This is a genomic window from Chthonomonas sp. (genome assembly GCF_035294165.1).
In the GTDB taxonomy this organism is placed as follows: domain Bacteria; phylum Armatimonadota; class Chthonomonadetes; order Chthonomonadales; family Chthonomonadaceae; genus Chthonomonas.
Genome location: NZ_DATGLN010000145.1, coordinates 1 through 22,367, shown reverse-complemented (window position 1 = coordinate 22,367; position 22,367 = coordinate 1). Strand labels below are relative to the sequence as shown.

The following is a 22,367-nucleotide window of genomic DNA, read 5'->3' as shown; positions in this document are numbered from 1 at the left end:
CTTCAACCGGATCGAGAACGGCGTAGACGGTAGGCGTGAAAACAGCTCGCTACATCGTGCTGCCAGCCAGATAGAAGCAGTTTTATCGCCAAAGCGTCAACAAAACTTATAATACCCATCCCGACGGCTAATCTATCCAGGGAGAGGCTCTTCGATAGATCAAAAGGGCATAGAGGGCAAGAAAGAGGGTAATGCCCCAAAGTTTTGCACTATAGGCATGTAAGGAGGTGATGCGGCCATATTTAATATAGTCATAAAGATAGGAGAAAATCTGGAGACCGACTACGAGCGCAATCCAGAAAAGATAGGGTTGGAGAAGCTGGCGTCGTGTTTGCCAAAGAGTGAGGAGTATCCAGCCAAAATACCAGGCATCGGCACGACTGTCGGCCACGCGGAGGGCAGGTGTCGCGATCTTGAGGCGACGGGCAAGAACGCCATCAAAGATGTCGGAGAGAAAGGCCGCAATGAGCGCTAAGGCGATCCAGCCTGAATGGGCACCGATGTGGGTTAGCCAATAGAGGGTGGGGCCAAGAGCCACACGCAGGGCGATGAGCAGATGAGGGGCGTAGCGCATGGTGTCTACTCGATGCGGTTGCGGCGAAAAATCTGGCGTACCCGTTCCGGCCAGCTTTCCCAGGTGGCTTTAGGAATAGCCATAGGTTCCGCGTGAGTACAGGCGCGCTGGTAGACGATGGCCAACATGGGGCGCGGATGAGGGGAGCGGTTGGGCATGCCTCGATGCCACGTGCGAAGGTCTCGGAGCACGGCGGAGCCTAGAGGCACATTCATGCGCACCGAGGGCATCGCAGCAGCCCGGCTTTCAAGTTGAGCGGCCTCCTCTTCCGAAGAATCCACAATGAGATGCGTGCCCGGCCATACCTCCGTACTGCCGTTCTCCTCGTTGAAATCGCAGAGAGGAACGTTGAGGACGATATGCGTGGGTGGATGGGGAATTGGCAGGGCCGACCCAAAAATGGGAGGGTGATCGCGATGTACCGGCTGTAGCTCTGAGCCGGGGTAGGCCGTGTTGGTATGGTAGAAGCAACAGATGAAATCGGGGCCAAGCAGCTTTTCTAAGAGCGGGATCAGCAGCGGGTGGGCCACAAATTCGACGTTGGCGAAGGGGGCAACAAGCGGTGGAAAGAAGCCGATATGATTTTTCCCGAACGTCTTCTTGTTCAGCTGCTCAAGCCCGCCGTGGGTCTGGATATGCTGTTCGAGAGCCTTTTGGAAGGCCCGGTCTAGCCGTTCGATCTGTTGGGGGGTGTAAAGCCCGGAGATGGCGACAAAGCCGGCATCATGAAAGTGCCGTAGAACGCTTTGTGTTGCGCTTGCCGACAGCTCATCCCCCTCTAGCTCTAACGTGTGTAGATGCATGCGCGATTACCCCAAAAAGTTTTGAAAGCAGGCGGTTGGTGTGCTGAAACCGTTAAGGTCAGCCTGTCCACGGTTCCCAGCAATTTGGCATGGATGCCATGCTTACCCCTATTTCTCACAGACTATCGAAAAATCCTGCTTGCGGTGAACGCCTTGAATTGGCTAATACGAATTGGCACAATTGCGTATTTTTCTCTTGAAGGGCGCGGTGCGCGATGATCTGGGCGATATTGGAGGAGGTCGCAATTGAATACATTTACTTTTGTCTACTTTTATGCTATACTATGTTCGTGCTTGCAAAGATTTAGAATTGTGAGAGGAGTTGTGCATGGCACTTGAGAAGGAAGAGGAGAAGATACTTTCGGTTTCTGAGGAAGAGTTAAGCGCCATTGGGCGCGTGACGGGCAACTATAGTGCCGATCAGATTCAGGTTTTGGAAGGGCTAGAGGCCGTTCGCCGTCGCCCGGCCATGTACATCGGGAGTACCGATGCGAAGGGGCTTCATCATCTTTTCGTGGAGGTGAGCGATAACGCGATTGATGAGGCTTTGGCGGGCTACTGTAATCGCATTGATGTAACCCTTCATGCGGATGGTTCCGTCTCCGTGAGGGATAACGGCCGCGGCTTCCCGGTGGATATCAACCGAGAGTACAACATGCCCGGCGTAGAGTTGGCTCTCACTCGGCTGCATGCGGGTGGAAAGTTCGATAGCGGGGCCTACAAAGTTTCCGGTGGGCTGCACGGTGTGGGCGTGTCCTGCGTTAACGCTACATCCGATTGGTTGGAAGTGACCGTGTGGCGCGATAAGAAGGTCTACTTTATTCGCTTTGAACGGGGGGTAACCACGGTTCCCCTGAAGGTCATCGGCACGGCCAAGCCGAGTGAGCACGGCACGCTGGTTCGTTGGCATGCGGACCCAGAGATTTTCGGAAAGCATCAGTACGACGCCGAGCGCATCGAGCGGCGGTTGCGAGAGCTAGCCTACCTCAATCCTACGGTCACTTTAACCTTCACCAACGAGCGCGACCTGCCAACGGATGTAGAGCCAGGTAAGTTGCCCATGCCGGAGACGAAGGTGTTTCATTACCCCAAGGGGCTGGCCGAATTCGTGCAGCATCTTAACGAGACGAAGGAGCCTTTGCATAAGCCCATCTACTTCAACGGGATTCGCGAAACCATTATTGTGGAAGTCGCCATTCAGTACAACATGGGCTACCAGGATACGATTTTGACGTTTGCCAACAACATCAACACTCCCGATGGCGGCACCCACCTTTCCGGGTTTAAGACGGGGCTTACCCGTGTGTTGAACAACTATGCGCGCAAGGCAGGGCTTCTAAAGGAAAAGGATGCCAACCTCACGGGCGATGATGTGCGGGAGGGGCTTTCTGCGGTTATCTCCGTGAAACTTCATCACCCACAGTTCGAGTCGCAGACAAAGGTTAAGCTGAGCAACCCGGACGTGGAGGGCGCGGTGAACTCGGTGGTGGGCGAGAAGCTTGCGGAGTATTTGGAGGAGAACCCCTCGGTTGCCAGACGCATTATCGAGAAGGCGCTCACCGCCCAGCGGGCGCGTGAGGCGGCTCGTCGGGCGGCCGAACTGGTGAAGCGCCAGAGCGCTCTCGAGACGCACTCCCTGCCCGGTAAACTGGCCGACTGCACCGAGCGCGACCCAAGCAAGTGCGAGCTTTTCCTTGTGGAGGGCGACTCGGCAGGTGGGTCAGCAAAGCAGGGGCGCGATAGGCGCACTCAGGCCGTCCTTCCCCTGCGAGGGAAAGTGTTGAATGCCGGAAAGACGCGGGTGGATAAGGTGCTTGAAAACGAGGAGATACGCGCCATCATCACCGCGATAGGTACCGGCATTACCTACGGCGAAGAGGAGAACGGTGAGGCCGAAGAGGAGAAGAACGGGAACGGAAAGGGCTTTGATCTCTCGAAACTGCGCTACGACAAGATCATCCTCATGAGTGACGCCGATGTGGATGGCGACCATATTCGCACGCTGCTGCTTACCTTCTTCTGGTACTACATGCGTCCGCTCATCGAAGAAGGCCATGTTTATGTGGCGCAGCCGCCGCTCTATCGCATTAAGGTAGGACGCAATGAGCAGTATTACGCCAAAGATGAGGCCGAGCGAGACCGCATTTTGAAGTCGCTGCGCGGGCGAAAAGATGTGGTGGTGCAGCGCTTTAAAGGGTTGGGAGAGATGGACGCAAGCGACCTCGCCGAAACGACCATGGACCCCAACAAGCGTCAATTAGCGCGTGTGCAGATCGACTCGGAAAACCTCACTGCCGCTATCGAGCTGTTCGATATTTTCATGAGCGATAAGGTCGAGCCACGTCGCGACTTCATCATCGCCCATGCGAAAGAGGTTACCGACGTTGACTGGCACGGATAGTTGGTGGCAATAGAACCGAAAAATTAGCAGGATTTTCCTTCCTCGATTTTGAAGTTTACTAACGGCTCCTCAGGAACGAGGAGCTGTCATTTTTTTGCAGGGAGGGGTCGGATGAGTGAGGGCGTGTTGGGTAAGGCCGATATTGTGTTCGATGCAACGTTGCTCCAAAACGAAACCGAGGTGATGAAGCGGGAGTGGTTGGTAACGAATGGCATTGGAGGGTACAGTTCGGCGACGCTGGCAAATGCGAATACCCGTCGGTATCATGCGCTTTTGGTAGCAGCACTCAAGCCACCGGTGGGTAGATGCGTGCTCCTTTCAAAGCTTGAAGAGACGTTGGTTGTGAAACGGGGAGACCGCGAGGAGCGGTTTGAGCTTTCTGCCAACCTTTATCCGGGCGTGACGCACCCCACGGGCTATCGGTGGCTTGAGGAGTGGCGCCTGTTGCCTGTGCCCACTTGGACGTGGCGCGTGGCGGAAGGCATTAAAATCTGTAAACAGGTGTGGATGCCGAGAGGGCACAATGCGGTATATGTGGCCTATTCCGTTTCGGAAGCGCCGGCGGATGTGGAGGTGCGGTTGGAGCTAGTGCCTCTGTTGGCTTGGCGAGACTACCATCACGAAATGGCTACCACCTCCTCGGCACCTCTTGCGATATGGTGTGAAACGAATCGCTGCTTGCGCTTGCGTTTGCCACAGATCGAGGGGATAACGGAGGCACCGGTGCCGCTTCATCTGCGCCTCTGTCATAGAGATGGGCAGCCTTATAGGGCAGCCTCTTTCTCCGCAAATGCCTGTTGGTACTATCGTTTCCTGCATCCTCGTGAGCAGGAGAGGGGGCTTGACTTTTGCGAAGACCTTTTTTCGCCTGGGGTCTTCACCATGTCGCTCTCTTCTGATCAACCGCTTGTGGTGGAGGGTGGTGTTGAACCGCTCGATCTGCCCACACCGGCAGAAAGCCTAGCCGCGATAAGCGAGGAACAGCAGCTTTTGTTGACTCAGTGTCTCGATGCCGATGCGTTTGAGGCGCGTTTGGTGCTTGCAACGCGCGACTTCCTGGTGAAGTCGCCGGAGGGGCGTGCGACGATTATGGCCGGTTACCACTGGTTTACCGACTGGGGACGTGATACGATGATCGCCCTTCCCGGCCTCTGCTTAACGACCGGACAGGTGCCGTTTGCACGCTCGATTCTTAGGAGTTTTGCGCAGTGCGTAGATCATGGCATGATTCCAAATCGCTTTCCCGATGGGGGTTCGCAGCCGGAATACAACACGGTAGACGCCGCCTTATGGTTTATTCTCGCCGCTTGGCGCGTCCACAAAACGGGGCAGGAGAGCGCGTTTCTTGAGGAGCTATGGCCGGCTCTTCAAGCGATTATAGAGGGTTATCGGCAGGGCACGCGCTACAACATCCACGTAGATGCGCGCGACCATCTCCTCTACGCGGGAGTGGAGGGGATACAGCTGACCTGGATGGACGCCAAAGTGGGTGACTATGTGGTGACGCCACGTATCGGCAAGCCGGTGGAGATCAATGCCCTCTGGTACAATGCGCTTCGATGTGTGGCCGACATCGCGCGAAGCATGGGCAAAGCCGCTGACGCCCAGCGTTACGACGAGGAGGCTGGAAAAACAAGGGAGAGTTTTCAAACTCGCTTTGCCCGATCCGATGGGCTTGGACTGTACGACGTGCTCGATACGCCTCCGAATGGGGAGCCAGATGGGGCTATTCGACCCAATCAGATATTTGCTTTAAGTCTGCCGTTTCCGTTGTTCGACGCCAAGCACCCCGCCGCGCAGGCGGTACTGCACACGGTACAGAGCAAATTGCTAACGCCGTTTGGTCTGCGGACGCTTGCCCCAGACGATCCCCACTATGCCCCTCGTTATGAGGGGGATGTGTGGCATAGGGATACAGCTTATCATCAGGGGACGGCTTGGCCTTGGTTATTGGGGGCTTTTGCCGAGGCGGTATGGAAGGTGACGGGCAACAGAGAGGAGGCGCGTAGGGCGCTCCTGCCATTGTCCACCCAGATGGAGGTTTATGGGGTGGGATCGTTGGCGGAAATCTATGATGGCAGTGAGCCACATCGTCCAAACGGCTGCATTGCGCAGGCTTGGAGCGTTGCTGAGGTCTTAAGGGTACTGAGACAGTTGAGGAGCGAAGGGGAAAAGGAACGTTCCTAAAGGTAGGGTACAATGAATGCGCAGTAGTTGGAGGAAGGCTTTTGTCGCGCGAAGCGAGATGCCTATCGAGGGCTGGCAAGCGCGGTAAAGGAGGCGAGTAGAATGACATCGAGGCGTTCGATGCGTGTGCGGTTGGACTATCCGTTGAATCGGGTGGCCGAGCCGGTGGTTTATCATCTCGTTACCGAATTTCGGTTGATTCCCAACATACGTCGTGCTCAGATAGACAGTCGTGTGGGGGGCTGGATCGCTTTAGAGTTGGACGGCACTGCGGAAGATTTAGAGGCGGCCATGAACTATCTGCGCGATTTGGGCATTACTGTAACTCCCATTGATGAGACCGAAGATTGGAATGTTTGAGGGAGAATATCGTTTTGGATGAGGAACAATCCCCTAACCGTGGAGAGCCGAGTGAGGAAAAATGGGTTATGGTATGTTCTCTTTTTGATAGCGTTACTTCTCTGTGTCGGGGGCCTTATACCTATGGCCTTTGCTGATAATCTAACCCCTCCCCTCTTAAAGCAGCGCCTTGCAGACAATCCAACCGGGGCGGTGGCGGATCAACTGGCCGAACAGGTGCGAAACTGGTTTGGTTCCGCGGAGATAAAGGACGGGGCTCCTCCCCGAGTCGAGGGGCTAACAACCGCCTGGGCGATTGAGGCGCCCGATGCCACCGTGCCGCCGAAAGTGGTTTCGGATACCGGGCGATATACCATTCCCCTGCAACGCATCGGGCAAACCCCGATCTACGCAGCGGCGGTGGATTTGCCCAATGGGGCCGGGATGATCTGGACCTACGAAGTGAATGGGCAGCGCAGACGCTCCGGGAATTTAGAGGTCTACACAAGGGAGCCGGAGACCAACTACGACCCTCACGTCGCCCATGGCAAGCTGATTCAGATGCCGGAGTGGCACAGCAACATCTTTGCAGGCACGGTGCGCGACTGGTGGATCTATGTGCCGGCCGAGTACACTCCGGAACATCCTGCCTGTGTTATGGTGTTTCAGGATGGGGGCTATTATAAGAAATTTGTTCCCACCGTTTTTGACAACCTTATTGCCAAGCGGGAGATGCCGATCACCGTGGGGATTTTCGTTGACCCCGGTCATTTCCCTGACACCCATATAAGTGCCGGTGAGGAGCGTAGTTTCGAGTATGACACCCTGTCCGACCAGTACGCGCGTTTTCTGTTGGAGGAGATATTGCCTGCGGCCGAGAAGGTCGTAAGGCTGCGGGAGGATGCGGCGAGCAGAGCCATTGCCGGCATAAGCAGCGGGGGTATTTGCGCCTTCACGGTGGCGTGGAACCGTCCCGATCAGTTTAGTAAGGTGATGTCGTGGGTGGGAAGTTTTACCGATCTGGCAGCAGGGAAGACTCTGGTTGAGGGTGGGCATAACTATCCTTTCTTAATTCGCCGACTTCCGAAAAAGCCCATTCGCGTCTTTTTGCAGGACGGCTCGCACGATCTCGACAACATTGCGGGTAACTGGCCCTTATGCAACCAACAGATGGCAAAGGCGTTGGCGTTTAAGGGCTACGACTATGAGTTTGTGTTCGGGGAGGGGTTTCATAGTGGCGCGCAGGGCGAGGCGATCTTGCCAAGTACCCTTCGCTGGCTCTGGCGCGACGTCCCGATAGACCCGTAAGAGAGTTGCAGGCTTCGTCCAACGATTTTTAAATACATCAATACTATGGAAAGAGGAGTTCTGTGAATTGGCTTACAATGTAACACTCATCCGTGGGGATGGAACCGGCCCTGAATTGGTGGAGGCCGCTCGGCGGGTGCTCGAGGCAACCGGAGTGCCGTTTAACTGGGACATTCAGGATGCCGGCATAGATATTATGGAGAAGGTAGGAACTCCCCTGCCTCCTGCAGTGCTCGAATCGATCCGGCGCAACAAGGTTGCCCTCAAAGGGCCTATCACCACGCCTATCGGCACCGGCTTTCGCTCGGTGAATGTAACCTTACGGAAGGAGCTTGATCTGTATGCCTGCTTGCGTCCCTGCAAGTATTACCCGGGCATAAGGTCGAAGTATACCGATGTGGATTTAGTGGTGGTTCGAGAGAACACCGAAGACCTCTATGCGGGGGTGGAGTACGATGTGGGCACGCCGGAGGCCAGGCAGATTATCGAACTGGCCGGTCCCGGCAAGATTCGGGAGGATGCGGCGATCTCGATCAAGCCCATCTCGATCTCCGGGTCGCGTCGAATCATCAAATTCGCCTTCGAATATGCGCGGGCTTACAAGCGGAAAAAAGTGAGCGCAGTCGCCAAGGCCAACATCATGAAGTATACCGATGGTCTTTTCTTCCGCGTGGGGCAGGAGGTTGCCAAAGAGTATCCGGACATCGAGTATCAGGAGGTGCTGGTAGACAACATGTGCATGCAACTGGTGCAGAAGCCAGAGCTGTATGATGTGTTGGTGCTGCCTAACCTCTATGGTGACATCCTGTCTGACCTCTGCGCCGGCTTGGTGGGCGGGTTAGGCGTGGCGCCTGGAGCCAACATCGGCGATGAGATCGCCCTCTTCGAGCCTACGCACGGATCTGCTCCTAAATATAAGGGCATGAACAAGGTGAACCCAACGGCGCTTATTCTCTCCGGGATGATGATGCTGCGCCATTTGAAGGAGTACGAGGCGGCAGACCGTCTGGAGCGGGCTGTGGCTGCCGTGATCGCCGAAGGGAAGTATGTGACTTACGATATGAAACCCGACCGGAACGACCCCACCGCCGTGGGTACCTCGGAGATGGCCGACGCCATTATCCGCAAGCTGGAGGAGATGCATTAACATGCGACGCAAGGTAACTATTGTGGGAGCGGGACAAACCGGCGCTACCCTAGCACACTGGCTGGCCCTTCGAGGCGATGTGGATATCGTGCTCTACGACATTGTGGAGGGCATGCCGCAGGGCAAGGCGCTGGATTTACAGCAGGCAATGCCCATTATCGGTTCGGATGCGCGCATTGTGGGCACGAACGGATGGGAAGAGACGGCCAATAGCGATATTGTAGTGATCACAAGCGGCCTCCCGCGCAAGCCCGGCATGAGCAGGGACGACCTACTGAAGGTGAATGCGGAGATTGTGGGCAGCTGTACCAAGGAGGTTGTGGCGCGCTCCCCAAACAGCATTCTCATTTTGCTCACCAACCCGTTAGATGCCATGTGTCATGTGGCACTGCATGTCAGCGGTTTCGAGCCACGGCGCGTATTTGGACAGGCGGGCATCCTCGACACCGCCCGTTTTCGGACGTTCCTCGCTTTAGAAGCAAATGCAAGCGTGACGGATGTGAACGCCTATGTGCTTGGCGGTCATGGGGACGACATGGTTCCCCTACTAGGGAGCACCAATATCGGTGGAGTTCCTGTTGAGAAGCTCATTCCCCCGGAACGCTTAGCGGCCATCGTAGAGCGTACCCGTAAGGGGGGAGGGGAGATCGTGTCGTTACTCAAGACGGGAAGCGCCTATTATGCCCCTTCTGCAGCGTTGGCGCAGATGATCGATTCCGTTCTTAACGATAGAAAGCGCATTCTGCCCTGTTCCGTCTACACCGGCAAGAACGGTGGAGGGTACGGCATTGATGATCTGTATCTGGGACTGCCGGCAGTTATCGGCGCTTCGGGGGTAGAAAAGATCGTTTCTGTGGAACTGACCCCTGCAGAGCAGGAGGCGCTGCGTCGGTCGGCCGAATCGGTGCGGAATCTGGTGGAAGCGCTGAAGGGATTTGATCCGCCTCTGCTGCCACGCGATTGACACATGTTAGGGAAGCCCACCGAGAAGCTGTGAGTGGAGGGCTTCCTTTCCTCTCAGCTAAGGGAGTGATGTTATGCGTTTTCGATGGCTAGATGCGTCTCTGGGGGCGATCTTCGTTGCCGTGGTTTGGGTGATGCTGCCTATTCAAGCCCTGTCGCAAGGGACAGGACCGCGCGACTTTGTGTTTCTCGACATTACCGATACGCATCAGACCGCAGAGGGGAGTACGAAGGCGCTTCGTGACCTGGTATCTCAGGCGATTGCCATGTCTCCCCGTCCGGCATTTGTCATTGACACCGGTGACATTACCGAATCGGGGCGCCCGGAGGAGTATGCCGCTTTCAAGGCGGCGATCGCTCCCCTTGCGGAGGCCGGTATCAAGTTCTACGCCGTGCCGGGCAATCACGATGTGAGGTGGTGCCCGCTAGGTAAGGAAGGTTTCGAGCAACAGTTTGGTAAGCTGTACCAGTCCTTCGATTATGAGGGAGTGCACTTCGTTTTGCTCGACACAACCGTGCTTTTGGAACATTGGGGGCATTTCGATCAGAGTGAGTTAGACTGGCTTGCCCGCGATCTGAAACATGTTCGTCCCGAGACTCCGATCTTTGTTTTCATGCATCATTGGATCGGTCGTGATGCCCCCGATGTACGCATGGTTGACAACGAGTATGATCTGCTTCATCTGCTGAACGGCCATAATGTGGTGGCGATTTTCACCGGACATGGTCACCAGAATCTCGAGTGGAAGACCAACGGCATTGAGACCCTCATGGTAGGCGCGCTGTATAACGGGGGGCCTTTTTGTCGGGTACATGTACGCCAGGATTTGGTGACGTTGGAGAGAGGTTTCTCGGAAAAACCGGGAACTTTTGTAACGATTGCTTCCTTGCCGATCAACCCCCCACGTCCTTCCCAGTTGCGAGCCGGCTGGGACGATCCGGATGTGCCCTATCTTGCCCGCCGTAGAATCGCTGCCCTGCTCGATCCGCGCTCGCCGGAGGATGACCCCTCGAAAGAGAGCGCGGAATATCGTATTGACAGCGGGCCCTATCGGCCTATGGAGCAGGATTCGCGAGATATATGGCATGTGGTCTTCCCAACAGCATCGATTCCGGTGGGGGTACATTCGAGCGATGTGCGCTTAACAACCAGCAACAAAGTTGCCTACAGCGATGAATTGATTTTTGAGGTCGAGCGCGATGATCCGCGAGAGCCTTCACGAGAGTGGGCTATCAATTTAGGAGACGCTATTCAGTCTTCCCCCCTGCTTTATGGAGACACCCTTTACGTTTCCTCTCTAGATCATAAAGTCTACGCGCTAAATGCCACGACTGGCAAAATACGGTGGTCTTTTGCCACCAAAGGCGCCGTGTTAGGCTCGCCGGTGATCTCGGATGGCACCCTTTACATCGGCTCGACCGACCACTACTTCTACGCCTTAGATGCTCATACGGGGAAGCTTTTGTGGCATTTTGATTCGGGAGACCCCATTTTCTCCACGGCGGGAATTACCGCCGGCGTGGTTTGCTTCGGTGGGAATAAGAAGATTTTCGGCCTGGATGCAAAGACCGGAAAGCTGTTGTGGATGACACCGGCAAATGGGTTCTTTCAGTCGCGTGTAGCTGCCGACGATACTACCTTCTATATGGGCGATTGGGCGAATACCTTTTATGCGATCGATGCGAAAACGGGCACCCCGCGTTGGGAAGACCATGTGGGGCGATTGTTCTACTTCTCTCCGGCGATTTCCGCCCCGGCATTGGGGGATGGTAAGGTCTACGTGTGCTCCGATGATGGCGTGCTTCACGCTTTCGATGTAAAGACGGGGAAGGAAGTGTGGGCGGTTCATGCACCTAATGGGGACGACGTTTTCGGTTACTCCTCACCCACCGTGCTTGGGGTCACGATCTTTGTGGCCGGGCTGGGGCCTAAGGGGAATGTTTATGCGTTAAGTACGGCCAATGGACAGCCCATATGGGTGTCGGCGATAGGGCAAACCATCTACGATTCCTCGCCGTCTTTGGCGCCGGATGGGCATTCGCTGGCCATTATGGGGGTAAGGGGGCATGTGGCCGTGCTAAACGCCGGCGACGGAAAACCTCTCTGGAGTTATGAGCTGGGCCCGGGCAATATTTTCTCGACACCGGCCTATGATGGCAAAACGGTGTTTACAGCCACGATGGCCGATGATGTTCAGGCTATTGCTGCCCCTAAAGATGTAAAATGACCGAGGTTTTGCTGGAAAAGCTTGCGCTGATCGTTCTTTTGGGGACGCTTGCCCAATGGGCGGCCTGGAAGCTGCGACTGCCCTCTATTTTGTTGCTTTTGCTTACGGGCATTGTGGCAGGGCCTGTGATGGGAATTGTCCGTCCAGAGCGGATTTTGGGCGATCTGCTGTTACCTTTTGTCTCGTCGGCTGTTGCCATTGTGCTGTTTGAGGGGGGATTAAGCCTAAAGTACAGCGAGGTTCGCCAGCATGGTTGGGTTGTGGCAAGCCTGGTGAGTGTGGGGGTGTTAACAAGCTGGCTGCTAGGAGTATGGGGGGCACACTATCTTGCTGGGATGGGCTGGCCAATTGCTGTGTTGACGGGGGCCATTTTAGTGGTTACCGGCCCCACGGTGATAGGGCCTCTCCTTCAGCAGGTACGTCCGAAGGGGCCTGTTGGCGCGATTTTGAAATGGGAGAGCATCATCATAGACCCAATTGGGGCTGCTCTGGCGCTTTTGGCGTTTGAAGTTGTTTTCGGGGTAGATATCCATCGGCCCGAGCTTTTTGTGTTGAAAAGCACGCTCATCACGCTCTTTTATGGGGGTAGTATTGGGATCGCGGCGGCTCTCTTGTTGGTTCTCGCCCTACAACGTTACTGGATTCCCGATCAACTGCAAAGCCCCTTCACGCTTGCGTTAGTGTTAGCTGCAAACGCTTTAGCCGAGCATTTTCAACCGGAATCGGGCTTGCTTGCTGTGGTCGTTATGGGCATCGCTTTAGCCAATCAAAAGGTGGTTCACGTCGAACACATTGTGGAGTTTAAAGAGACCCTGCGCACCTTATTGCTGGGCATGTTGTTTATTGTGCTGGCGGCGAGACTGAGACCCGGCGAGATGTTCGGTCATTTTGTACAGGACATGTTGTATACCGTGTTCGTGCTGTTTGTGGTACGCCCCATTGTCGTGCTCCTCTGTACGTTTCGTTCTCCGTTACGCTGGCCTGAACGGTTTTATTTAATGTGGACAGCGCCACGAGGAATTGTGGCGGCCTCGGTATCTTCGGTATTTGCTTTGAAGCTGGCGAGTGTAGGGCACTTCGAGGCCGAGCGGTTGGTGCCTACGGTATTCTGGGTGATACTGTGTTCGGTTACGTTGGCCGGATTCACTTCACGACCGATGGCGATACGGCTAGGTTTGGCGCAGAAAGAGGCACAAGGCATTCTCTTTTTGGGCGCCAGCTTGGCTGTACGTGAGATGGCAAAGGTCTTGAAAACCGAGGGATTGCCGCTGCTTCTGGTAGATACTAACCCGGCCAACGTACTTAGCGCTCGCATGGAGGATTTACCGGCATTAAGAGCCAATGTGCTCTCTAGTACTGCTCGAGAGACGCTTGACCTCGAAGGTATAGGGCGGCTCCTCGCATGTACTCCTAACCACGAGGTGAACACGCTTGCGGTGCTGAGATTCAGAGCGGTTTTTGGTCGCGCGGAAGTCTATCTGCTTCCGCCGGATGGTTTGGGTAGAGGCGGGCAGAAGGAAGAAGCGACGCACCCAGAGGGGCGCTATCTGTTTCGTGGAGAGCTGACGAGCGCACAGCTTGAGGAGCTTTTCATGCGAGGAGCCACGATCAAGCGGACGACATTCTCTGCACAGTTTACCTACTCCGACTATCTGCAGCACTATGGAGAGAGGGCTATCCCGCTGTTTCTTATTGGAGAGAACCACCGGGTGCATATTGTTGCCGAAAATCCTCTGCCGATGCCGAAAGAGGGGCATGTTTTGATCAGCCTGATCCGTCCAGAGAGTGATTTACCACACACTTCCAGACAGGGTGTCGAGGTGGGGCAGAGGGATGCCTAGAGGGACAGAGTACCTCGGTTACGGGTTAGATCGTTTTGGATTTCGCGCGGGAATAGTCTTTTCTAATAAGCTCTGCCGTTAACTTTCCAGAAGTGAGCACGATGGGCACGCCTCCGCCTGGGTGGGTAGAAGCACCGACGAAGTAGAGGTTTGCTATCTCTTCGCTGCGGCTATGAGGACGGAAATAGGCAGATTGAAGGAAGGTTGGGGTTAGGCCTCCGTAGGCAGCGCCGGCATAGCAGCCATAAAGCTGCTCGAAGTCGACAGGGGTAAACCATCGTTCGAACACGATGTGTTTGTGAAGATTGGGAATGAGACCAAGTCGTTCCAGTTTGCCTATGGTGCGATCTCGGAGGATAGGGGCCATGGTGTCCCAGCGAATATCGCTTTGCGTATTGGGGCAGGGCACGAGGATATAGAGCACATGATGACCGGGCGGGGCCAAGTTCGGATCGGTATGTGTGGGCACACAAAGGTGCATGGCGGGATCGGTTGGTAGCACACGTCTCTCAAAGATATCATCGAGGACTTCCTCGTAATTTTCTGAGAGGACGATAGAGTTGTGGGGCAGGTTGGCCAACGAAAGCCCTTGAACCCCTAAATAGAGAAGAAAGCCGGAGCAGCCATACTCTTTTTGCGCCAGAGCTGAGTCGGAGTATTTACGCCGCAAGGTATTTGGAATCAGTTTCTGGTAGGCAGTGGGCAGATCGAGGTTGCAGATGACAGCGTCGGCAAGATGTTCACAACCGTCGCTCGTGCGTACTCCTGTGGCGACGCGACCTTGAAGCGTTATCTGCTCAACCGGCATACAGTAGCGAATCTGACCGCCGAGTTCAAGGAAGAGCCGCTCCAGACCCCTTGCGAGGGTATAGGTGCCCCCCATGGGAAACCACACCCCAAACTCCATTTCCACATAGGGCAGCAGGGCGTAAATAGAGGGGCAGCGATGCGGGCTTATTCCAAGATAGAGAGTTTGAAAGCTAAAGGCTTGACGCAGTTTTTCATTTGCCAGGTAGCGGCTCACCATTTGATAAACCGATTCAAGGGGCAGTGCTTTTAAGAGACCGACCAACGTTGTAGGATGGAGCAGATCGAGAGGCGAGTTGAAGGAGCGCTCGATAAAACGGTAGCGAGCGTTTTCGTATTTTGCCTGCATGGCCGCTAGAAGTGCTGGGATACGGGTGGCATCGGTCGCCTCGAATTTACGCGCTTGCTGCACAAGGGTGGCCATATCTACACCCATATCGAGGGCGGTGCCGTCGGGCCAGAGGATGCGATAGGCTGGACACAGTTTTGTGAGGGGGAGGTAGTCTTTCGGATCGCGATTGCAGACGGAGAAGATTTCGTGCAAAACTTCGGGCATCATCAGCATGGTAGGCCCCATATCAATGCGGAACCCGGCTTCCTCAAGCACATTCATTCTGCCGCCGGCATGTCTGTTTCGTTCAAAAATCGTGACTTTCCAGCCATGGCGGGCCAGATGAATGCCGGTGGCCAACCCACCTAGTCCTGCCCCGACGATGATGGCACTAGGGCAAACCTCGTCCTTATGTAGAGAGAAAGGCGGCAACATAGACCTAGAAACGTTGCTGTCTGTTTGAGACATAGTGTTAGGGTAACTCTGATGCATTGTGTTTTTAGGGTTCAGGCATCTGTGCGGTCTGCGAGGGAACCGCCCCGTTTTGTGCGCTTGTATAGGGAGGTTCGTCGTGAAGAGAATGTAAGGCCTGTAGCAGTTCGGCTACGTTCGGGTTTCCTCGGCAGGCGTAGGCGATGAGGCCTCTCTTGTCCACGATATATACCGTCCGTTTATTCATGCCAAACCAGCCGCAGCATCCGTAGGCTTTCGCTATCTTATGTCCCCAGTCGGAGATAAGCGGAAAAGGGAAGGAGAACTTCGCAGCGAAGAGGCGATGTTTGGAGGGTTTTGCAGGGTTGATACCCACAACGAGCGCGTCATGTTCCTGAATCTGGTTCCAGTGGTCTCGCAGGGCGCACAGTTGTGCGGTGCAGATGGGCGTAAAATCGCCGGGGTAGAAAACGAGTACCAGGCGTTTTTTGCCGCGAAAATAGGAGGTCGGCCACGTTGTGCCGTCGGGCATAGGAATATCGAATTCCGGTGCAGGAACGCCTATGGGTAGAAGTGACGCAGCCACCAAGAACCTCCCTTTGTATGATGTTTTATCAATCATATTACTCTTAAATGATTTGTTCGGTTCCTTTTTGAGAGGCCGGTAGCCAAACCATATTGGATTGGGCCTTCTAGCCGTGGGCGATAAAAAGAATTTGATCGGCGGTAAGCGCGATGTCGGCAGCGGTCATACTGTCGCGCACCTGTGCAACGCTGCGGCAGCCGACGATGGGGATGGTTGGGAACGGCTGCCCGCGGAGATAGCCGAGCACAATTTGCGTGATGGTAAGCCCGGTTTCCTGTGCCAAGCGCTGCATTCTTTGGAAGCGTCGCGTGGTTTCAGGCAGGCGATAGAAACTCAAGAAGCCCGGGTTCATCTCATGCAGGGTGCCGTTGGCCATGCGATGGAAAAGCCCATAAGCTTGTGATTGGAAAGGAATGGCCGCCATGCCTGTTTCCTCATGGAAGAAAAAACGCTCTTCATCCATCCAGCCAACCGTAGAATCGCCATAAGGATATTTTGCGAGAACCGCAGCGTTCCAGAGCACTTGGTCGGCCACGAAGCCTTGAAGTCCGTGCGATTTTGCGTAGGCGTTGGCTGCTCGCAGGCGTGGGGTTCTCCAGTTTGAGGCGCCAAACCATCGTAGTTTACCGGCATCACGTTGGGCGTTAAGGGTTTCAATGATGGCTTCGTAGGGAACATCGGGGTCGTCCCGATGAAGCCAATAGAGGTCTATGGTGTCGGTTTGAAGAAACTGTAGGCTTTCATCGAGGTCTTTTACGATCTCTTTTGGGGTGACACGCGAGATATGCGGAGACTGGAGATCCCAGTGACCTCCTTTTGTCGCAAGGACGATCTGATCCCGATTTTTACGCGATTGAATCCAGGCACCGATCGTCTTTTCGCTACGCCCTCTTTCTCCAGGAACCCAATCGCCGTAGACGTGGGCGGTATCAATGAAGTTGCCGCCGCATTCCACATAGGCATCGAGAATGCGAAAGGAGGTTTCACGATCCAGGGTGGTGCCGAATTCACCCGTTCCAAGGCAAATGGTGGAGGGGTAAAGATCGGTTCCGGGAATATTGATCAATGCCATGCTTCAAGCGTGCTCCATCCTCGAATGAAGGAATTGTACCCGATTTCCTGCTTGTAGGGGGCTTATGTGGACTCCCCGCTCAAGGGTTACCAACGTGCAATGAAGGTGATGATGTGAGAGGGCATGCCCGTAAGGGTATGAATGCCCAAGACAGTGACAGGAAGTTCGGGAGTGTCGCACGCGAGTTGAGCCTTCTTCGCCTGGATATGCAGCTCCCATGTTCCGTTGCGCATGTGCAGAGAGAGTAGGGAGCGTATCTGCCCTTTAGGATTTATTGGAGCAAGCCAGACAGAGGTAGGGAACGAAGTGGGTTGGCCGTGTGTGGTCACCGGAGGATGGCCCGGATCGAGCAAGACCCAGGCGGCTGGGGAACCGTGGGGAGCACGACGTAGTTGCTGGCCCGTATTCTCGGCAATAGAGACCATTTTGATCAGCAGATTTTGAGAGCTTCTAAGCGGTTTGCCATCGAGGGCGATGGCCATGAGAGCCCCATAAGGCGTTGCGGTGGAGAGGCAGAGGGAGCCAACACGGTAGGTTTTCTTTGGTTTGAAGGCACCGGCGATCATCACAAACGAAGAGGTGCACACGGTTAGCAACCGATGAACCGAGTCGAAGTGAATCTGGGAAGTATCGCTAAGCCACTGGCCGGTGAAGCGACTTTTAGGGTTTATAGGAGCGCCTCGATGATAGAGGTAGGCAAGAATCTGATCGAGTTTTTGGTTGTCCTGATCGGTGCCTGTTGGGGTAACAGTCAAAGGCTTGGCAGTGGGGTGGCTTGTGCTATTGAGCTTGACGCACCACGCGAGACGGGTAAGGAGTTGTGTATCATAAGGCCACTGAAAAAGTTTAGGTTTAGGAAAGGCGAAAGTAACGGTGTGTTGAGCGGGTTGAATAAGGCCTGAAAGAAAAACACGTCCGGCGATGGCATAGAGGCCCCAAATGGCCGGATCGCTTTGTTCGGAGTACATATTAAGAGCCATCGGGTTCGAGTCGTTCGGGCCTTTGTTGGTTTGGTAGCCAAACAGCAGCACGGCGTCGTAATCCTGCAGTGCGGCGTACGCAAGAACGAGCGGCACGGAGGAGCTACGCCAGCGATTCGGCCAGCCGACGTCCCATTCGCGGATGACCACGGGCTTGTTGTTCCATCGAAGGGTCGCCGTGTAGGGGGCGAAGCCAAGGCCGCTGTCATTGGCGAGAGGGTCTTGATTACTGATATAAGAAAGCGTGCGATTTTGTGGATCGGGTAAAGAGGTTTCACCGTACCAGTTTTCTGCAGTGAAATCGCACTCTTCGGCGACGGCTGCCAAATCGGCCGGCGCATCGCTCGATACGACGGCGGTGATAGGGATTTTCACACCGATGCCGTGCAGGTAGGCGACCATTTGGTGAAAGTAGGAGCGCTCTAGTGTATAGAGAAACTCGACGCCGTCTTGAACGCGCTTTGGCGCGTGGCGTACATCAATAACGTTAGAGGGGAGATCGGCAGGAGGTGGTGTAAGCAGAGGGAGGTCTACGCTATTGTTATTGGGGTCTTCGTCCGGGCGCAGAACCGGATAGCCCTGAATATAGCCCCAGGCGGAGGCTAATTTATCGCGATTGCCATAACGTGCGAGAAGCCATTGATTCCAGAGTTTCCTCAACTCGGTGCGATAGGGTTCTACCAGGTTATCGAGCTGGTCGGGCTGTAGGAAGAACCCGCTTTCGTTACAGATTTCAAGCATGACAAGGTCGGGGTCGTCCACCAGCTTCAGCCCGGTATAGGGGTTCGTGTGGCATAAAAGGTCATGAGCGTACTGTTGCTGGAGCTGGATAAGTTTAGGATCGAACATCGCGTAGGGGCGTGCTCCTCGGTGCAGCGCTGTGGCATTGGGCACGCCATCTCCCGGTTTGAAGCTGCGAAGGTCAAGAAGGTCAAGGTAGTAGCAGATATGATACTGCTTCAGGGTAGCGATCCATCGGTCGAGGCGGTCGAGGTAGTGGGGATCGAAGTGTAGGGAGTCGGGTGCATTTTCTGGGCCTAGCAAGCAGCCTCGGTTGTCTATGGCCTCAAAGCGAACGAGGTTGATGCCGGCATCGGCAAAGGTGCGGACGACGTTTTGTATTTGTGCATCGGGAATATCCAGACGAGTGCTCGACACATTAATGCCCCAAAAGCGGGCGCGCGCGCCGTTAGCCCAGTGAAAGTGTCCGTCCTGTCCTACTTTTAGAAAACCGTGGTTGTTGGGGGGAAGCAGGTCGCGAAAGTTAACCATGCAAGAGGGGATAGGAACAAATCCGGTTCCGAGTTCGGCGGCCTTCGGGTCACGATTAATGATAAGTAGGAACAGAAGGAGCGAAACACTCCACAGCAGAGGTTTCATGCGACTACAGATAGGGGAGCGCAAGCGCCGTATAGCTCTTTCTTGACCTCTCATTTCCTTCCGCTTCGCCTAAGATGACATTATTATGGCGAAAGAGCGAGATAACTTTTCACTCCTAAAGACGGCCTACGTTTCGACGAAGTTATCTTGAGCTTATCAGAGATCGCGCTCAACGATGAACTGGGCGATGGCTCGGAGGGGATCGGCCTTTTCATCAAACCCCTGTAGTTGTTGGAGGGCAGCTTTCATCTCATGGAGTGCGCGCTGACGCGATTCTTCGATGCCGAACAGGCGGGGGTAAGTGGCTTTATCCTGCTTCTGATCGCTCCCAACCGGTTTTCCAATACGCTCCTGATCGCCGACGATATCGAGGATATCGTCGGCAATTTGGAAGGCAAGCCCGATATGCTCCCCATAGCGCCGGAGGGCTTCGACCTGGGAGGCGCTACCGCCGGCTAAAGTGGCTCCTGCCACGACCGAGCAGGTAAGTAGAGCGCCTGTTTTATGCGAGTGGATGTAATGCAGAGTATCTGGCGTTACGTTTTGGCCTTGGGACTCCATATCCACCACCTGCCCGCCCACCATGCCCCATGTGCCTGAGGCTTTTGCCACGAGATGGAGGGTGGGCAAGACACGTTCTGGAGGCACGCTGGCCACATTCTCGGCGATCAGTTGGAAGGCCAATGCCAGGAGGGCGTCGCCGGCAAGAAGAGCTAGGGCCTCACCAAAGATTTTGTGGTTGGTAGGGCGGCCACGGCGATAGTCATCGTTATCCATGCAAGGGAGATCGTCGTGAATGAGGCTAAAGACATGAATACACTCCAGAGCGCAGGCCGTCGGCAGAACCTGCTCCGCCGTGCCACCCACTGCTTCCGCGCCGGCGATGACAAGAATGGGACGGATGCGCTTGCCGGGGGCGAGCACACTATAGCGAATCGATTCGTGAAGACGCTGCGGGCGCTCTGAAACGGATGGTAGGTAACGTTCGAGGGCCTGTTCTACAAGATGACGTCGACTCTCTAAATATTCGGGCAATGCAAACGGCACGATAGGTCTCCACCGAGGTACGCGTTCCAGACAGGGTTTAGTATACTGTTCGACCTCCAAAAAATCAAGGCGGCAGGAGAATCGGGGTGCGATTTGGAGAGATGGTAGAGGTTAAGATATAATGTAGGCCATGAAAGAGAAAAGTGATGTTACCATTGGGGTTCTGGCATTGCAGGGCGATTTCGAGGCGCATCTGAAAACGGTGCAACGGTTAGGTTTGCCGGCAAAGGAGGTGCGTACCCTACAAGACCTCAAACAGGTGGATGCGCTTATTCTACCCGGAGGCGAGTCCACAACCATTGGGAAGCTGCTGGCGCGCACGGGTTTAGATTCGGCCATTCGCGATCGTGGGCAGGCTGGAATGCCCATCTACGGTACCTGTGCCGGCATGATACTGTTGGCCCACACCATTGAGGGACGTCCAGAACAGCCAACACTCGATTTAATGGATATTGCGGTGGCCAGAAACGCATTTGGTCGTCAAATCGAGAGTTTCGAGGCGGATATTCCCTTCGATTTCGGTACGGAGATCGTGCCGGTGCGCGCGGTTTTTATTCGTGCCCCCTATGTAACACAGGTTGGGCCGCGTGTGCAGGTACTCAGTAAGTTTCAGGATAAGGTGGTGGCTGTGCGGCAAGGGAACCTACTGGCAACGGCGTTCCACCCCGAGCTAACCGACAACCTGCGCATTCATGCACTGTTAGCCGAGATGGCACGCAACTACAAAGCCGGCACAGACTAACTTTTTCAGTAAACCTAAGGATAGGAGAAATTCCATGCGATTGAAGGACAAGGTGGCGCTTGTAACCGGGGCGAGTAGCGGAATCGGCAAGGCCATTGCGGAGCGTTTCGCCGCAGAGGGGGCGCATGTTGCGGTGAACTATCTGCCGGTAGGCACGCAGGAGGCTGCCGCGGAAACGGAGGTTGCGACTTTTGGGGTTACGGGCATCGCGGTGCCCGGAGATGTAAGCCGACGTGAAGACGTGGAACGGATGGTCGCCACGGTGGTGCAGCGTTTTGGGCGCTTGGATATCGCCGTGAACAACGCGGGTATCGAAATGAAAAAACCCTTTTTAGATTTAACCGATGAGGACTGGAACAAAATTTTATCGGTCAATCTATACGGAGCGTTTTTAGTTTGCCAGGCGGCAGCACGCCAGATGGTGAAGCAGGGGCAGGGAGGCAAGATCATCAATATCTCTTCTGTACACGAAGATGTGCCGTTTCCAGGCTATGCCTCTTACTGCACTTCTAAGGGCGGGCTACGCATGTTGATGCGCAATCTGGCTTTAGAGCTAGCTCCCTATCAGATTAACGTCAATAACATTGCACCCGGAGCGATTGCAACACCGATTAACCAGCAGGTGTTGGATGACCCACAGGCGCGGGCGAACGCTATTAGCGAAATTCCTTGGGGGCGTTTCGGCAAGCCAGAGGAGGTAGCTGCTGTGGCTGTGTTTCTCGCCAGCGACGAATCGAGCTATGTAACAGGCAGCACCTACTATGTGGACGGAGGTTTGACGCAACAGGTTACCAAATATTAGAAAATCCTCCGGTAGAGAGATTTTCGAGGCTTTGGGTCGAGCAGGGGGCCTGCTTGACAAAGAGGCTTGTTGACATTTCTGGAAAGGTGTGGTATAGTAGAACAACGGTTTCACAGTTTGAAGAACGGGTGCGGTTGGTTCGGTTGTGTGAGGAGGAATTATCGGCTCCCATTGCATCTCCCTCGGTGCGCCTGCTTCCACTCCTGTTCGGAAAGTGTGACCGTATTGCAACGCGCCATAGGCGCATGTGAAACCCAGAGGGCGATCAATCTTTTAGGCGTCCTCTTTGTGTGAAGGAGTGAAGAATGTCTAAGCGCATCTATGTGGGAGGCCTGCCCTATTCCGCCACCGAGCGGGATGTGGAGGCTCTCTTCTCGTCAGCAGGTACGGTGAAAGA

Annotated in this window: 17 protein-coding genes and 1 pseudogene; 11 read left to right on the top strand and 7 right to left on the bottom strand. The window is 54.9% G+C overall.

Features of this window, described 5'->3' with window-relative positions; genetic code table 11:
- Positions 1-127 precede the first annotated feature (127 nt).
- Both VKV29_RS07095 and VKV29_RS07090 read right to left on the bottom strand, forming a co-directional pair.
- On the bottom strand, positions 128-574 hold the full coding sequence (locus tag VKV29_RS07095) for a CDP-alcohol phosphatidyltransferase family protein (protein WP_324200607.1): 447 nt from the start codon (positions 572-574) through the stop codon (positions 128-130).
- A 5-nt stretch (positions 575-579) separates the two neighbouring features.
- A complete protein-coding gene (locus VKV29_RS07090) occupies positions 580-1,377 on the bottom strand; it encodes a phytanoyl-CoA dioxygenase family protein (protein ID WP_324200606.1) in 798 nt (265 codons plus the stop codon).
- 328 nt (positions 1,378-1,705) lie between these two features.
- Here VKV29_RS07090 and gyrB point away from each other — a divergent pair, with 328 nt between their 5' ends.
- The 8 genes from gyrB (at position 1,706) to VKV29_RS07050 (ending at position 13,791) form a co-directional block, all read left to right on the top strand.
- On the top strand, positions 1,706-3,778 hold the full coding sequence (gene gyrB, locus VKV29_RS07085) for a DNA topoisomerase (ATP-hydrolyzing) subunit B (RefSeq protein WP_324200605.1): 2,073 nt from the start codon (positions 1,706-1,708) through the stop codon (positions 3,776-3,778).
- Positions 3,779-3,889: 111 nt separating this feature from the next.
- On the top strand, positions 3,890-5,965 hold the full coding sequence (locus tag VKV29_RS07080) for an amylo-alpha-1,6-glucosidase (RefSeq protein WP_324200604.1): 2,076 nt from the start codon (positions 3,890-3,892) through the stop codon (positions 5,963-5,965).
- A 102-nt stretch (positions 5,966-6,067) separates the two neighbouring features.
- A complete protein-coding gene (locus tag VKV29_RS07075) occupies positions 6,068-6,325 on the top strand; it encodes an NIL domain-containing protein (RefSeq protein ID WP_324200603.1) in 258 nt (85 codons plus the stop codon).
- 123 nt (positions 6,326-6,448) lie between these two features.
- The gene (locus VKV29_RS07070) at positions 6,449-7,612 is read left to right on the top strand and encodes an alpha/beta hydrolase (RefSeq protein ID WP_324200602.1); all 1,164 of its coding nucleotides are present in this window, start codon (positions 6,449-6,451) and stop codon (positions 7,610-7,612) included.
- 67 nt (positions 7,613-7,679) lie between these two features.
- Positions 7,680-8,759 (top strand): isocitrate/isopropylmalate dehydrogenase family protein, encoded by a 1,080-nt coding sequence (locus VKV29_RS07065; protein WP_324200601.1) that lies wholly within the window; start codon positions 7,680-7,682, stop codon positions 8,757-8,759.
- A gap of 1 nt (position 8,760) precedes the next feature.
- Positions 8,761-9,723, top strand: coding sequence for a malate dehydrogenase (mdh, locus tag VKV29_RS07060; protein ID WP_324200600.1), 963 nt, complete (start codon positions 8,761-8,763; stop codon positions 9,721-9,723).
- Positions 9,724-9,796: 73 nt separating this feature from the next.
- A complete protein-coding gene (locus tag VKV29_RS07055) occupies positions 9,797-11,950 on the top strand; it encodes a PQQ-binding-like beta-propeller repeat protein (protein WP_324200599.1) in 2,154 nt (717 codons plus the stop codon).
- Positions 11,947-13,791, top strand: coding sequence for a sodium:proton antiporter (locus tag VKV29_RS07050; RefSeq protein ID WP_324200598.1), 1,845 nt, complete (start codon positions 11,947-11,949; stop codon positions 13,789-13,791). Before VKV29_RS07055 ends, VKV29_RS07050 begins: the two co-directional genes overlap by 4 nt.
- 25 nt (positions 13,792-13,816) lie before the next feature.
- Here the strand turns inward: VKV29_RS07050 and VKV29_RS07045 are convergent, their stop codons facing one another.
- The 5 genes from VKV29_RS07045 to VKV29_RS07025 all read right to left on the bottom strand — a co-directional run bounded on the left by VKV29_RS07045 (position 13,817) and on the right by VKV29_RS07025 (position 20,426).
- A complete protein-coding gene (locus VKV29_RS07045; protein WP_324200597.1) occupies positions 13,817-15,364 on the bottom strand; it encodes a phytoene desaturase family protein in 1,548 nt (515 codons plus the stop codon).
- A 64-nt stretch (positions 15,365-15,428) separates the two neighbouring features.
- The gene (locus VKV29_RS07040) at positions 15,429-15,947 is read right to left on the bottom strand and encodes a peroxiredoxin (RefSeq protein ID WP_324200596.1); all 519 of its coding nucleotides are present in this window, start codon (positions 15,945-15,947) and stop codon (positions 15,429-15,431) included.
- A 106-nt stretch (positions 15,948-16,053) separates the two neighbouring features.
- Complete coding sequence (locus tag VKV29_RS07035; RefSeq protein WP_324200595.1) at positions 16,054-17,019, bottom strand: aldo/keto reductase; 966 nt, start codon at positions 17,017-17,019, stop codon at positions 16,054-16,056.
- 86 nt (positions 17,020-17,105) lie between these two features.
- Positions 17,106-19,433 carry a hypothetical protein gene (locus tag VKV29_RS07030; protein WP_324200594.1) on the bottom strand — a complete coding sequence of 776 codons (2,328 nt, stop codon included), beginning with the start codon at positions 19,431-19,433 and terminating at the stop codon, positions 17,106-17,108.
- 102 nt (positions 19,434-19,535) lie between these two features.
- A complete protein-coding gene (locus VKV29_RS07025) occupies positions 19,536-20,426 on the bottom strand; it encodes a farnesyl diphosphate synthase (protein ID WP_324200593.1) in 891 nt (296 codons plus the stop codon).
- Between the two features lie 130 nt (positions 20,427-20,556).
- On the opposite strand from VKV29_RS07025, the gene pdxT reads away from it, so the two are divergent.
- The 3 genes and pseudogenes from pdxT to VKV29_RS07010 all read left to right on the top strand — a co-directional run.
- A complete protein-coding gene (gene pdxT, locus VKV29_RS07020) occupies positions 20,557-21,168 on the top strand; it encodes a pyridoxal 5'-phosphate synthase glutaminase subunit PdxT (RefSeq protein WP_324200592.1) in 612 nt (203 codons plus the stop codon).
- 34 nt (positions 21,169-21,202) lie between these two features.
- On the top strand, positions 21,203-21,970 hold the full coding sequence (locus VKV29_RS07015; RefSeq protein WP_324200591.1) for an SDR family oxidoreductase: 768 nt from the start codon (positions 21,203-21,205) through the stop codon (positions 21,968-21,970).
- A gap of 305 nt (positions 21,971-22,275) precedes the next feature.
- A pseudogene (locus tag VKV29_RS07010) lies at positions 22,276-22,367 on the top strand (RNA-binding protein); the annotation flags it as partial.